A 1,149-nucleotide genomic window follows, 5' to 3' on the forward strand; every position below is an offset into this window, starting at 1 on the left:
CAATACCCATAAATCAATGTGCTTGATAAGTCCCACACCCTGAATAGCAGCTTGCAACATGCTGTAATCGTCGTTGAACACCGCATTGCCTTGCGGTTCAAATATCACCGTATGTTTATCAACATCAGGAGACGTGAGTGACCAATGGTCGTGTGTGCCACTTGAGGTAAAACGGTACGCGAGGCAGTTGTGATGCTCTAAGTCATTCGGCGTTTCAGGTTTGCCATATCGCTTGAAGTAATCTGGAGAACCGACTATCGCGTTTGTCAGATTTGGAGTGATTGGAATCGCGACCATGTGCTCATCCAAGCTAACACCTAAACGTATTCCTGCATCCATCCCTTCCGCAACAATATTTGTCAGACCGTCATCCATGATCAGCTCTAAACGTATTTTCGGATAACGAGATAAAAACTCCCCCAAGTGCGGTTCGATAAGAAGCCGAGCGGCTGTTCTAGACACGCTAATACGAATGAGCCCCGCGGGCTCGATATGTAAATCATTCAGCGAACTTAGGGCTTGCTCAATATTGGTCAATGAAGGATGAAGGGTGTCGAGCAAACGCTGCCCTTCTTCGGTCAGAGACATGTTTCGTGTCGTGCGATTTAGCAGCCTAACTTGAAGTTGTTTTTCTAACCCTTTCACATGCTGCGACAATGCAGCCCGCGTCACTCCCATTTCGGAGGCGGCTTTCGTAAAACTGCGATGGCGCGCTACATGCGCAAACCACGTTAGTGAAGATATTAGGGAAGGTTCAATAGCCATTTGTTAAGTATAACTTAACAGTCATGTATGTAAAACGATATTTATCTAATACAGTTCGTTCACTAGTATTAACCCAAGGCTTACGCCCCACGAGACAAAACAGTGAAACGCTACAGGAGAATTTCGTTATGTCTAAAGTTACTTTCAAAAATCTAAATGGTCTGGGCATCTCTATTGCAGCGGTGATTAACGTTCCTGAAAACTTTGATGAATCTAAACCGTATCCTGCCATTGTAGTTTCTCATCCTGGTGGCGGCGTTAAAGAGCAGACAGCGGGAACCTACGCGAAAAAACTATCAGAACATGGCTTCGTTACTATCGCATTCGACGCATCGTTTCAGGGCGAAAGTACAGGTGAGCCTCGCCAACTAGAAAACCCTCACA

At 45.7% G+C, this 1,149-nt stretch carries 2 protein-coding genes; one reads left to right on the forward strand and one right to left on the reverse strand.

All coding sequences use genetic code 11. The features are described from left to right. Nucleotides 1-765, reverse strand: a 765-nt coding sequence (locus tag R7E78_RS24400; protein ID WP_318058373.1) for a LysR family transcriptional regulator, incomplete at its 3' end; no start/stop codon positions are given. A 128-nt stretch (nt 766-893) separates the two neighbouring features. Here R7E78_RS24400 and R7E78_RS24405 point away from each other — a divergent pair. After that, the coding region (locus R7E78_RS24405) for an alpha/beta hydrolase (RefSeq protein WP_318058374.1) at nt 894-1,149 on the forward strand (256 nt) is incomplete at its 3' end.

It is taken from the genome of Vibrio sp. YT-19(2023) (genome assembly GCF_033337395.1).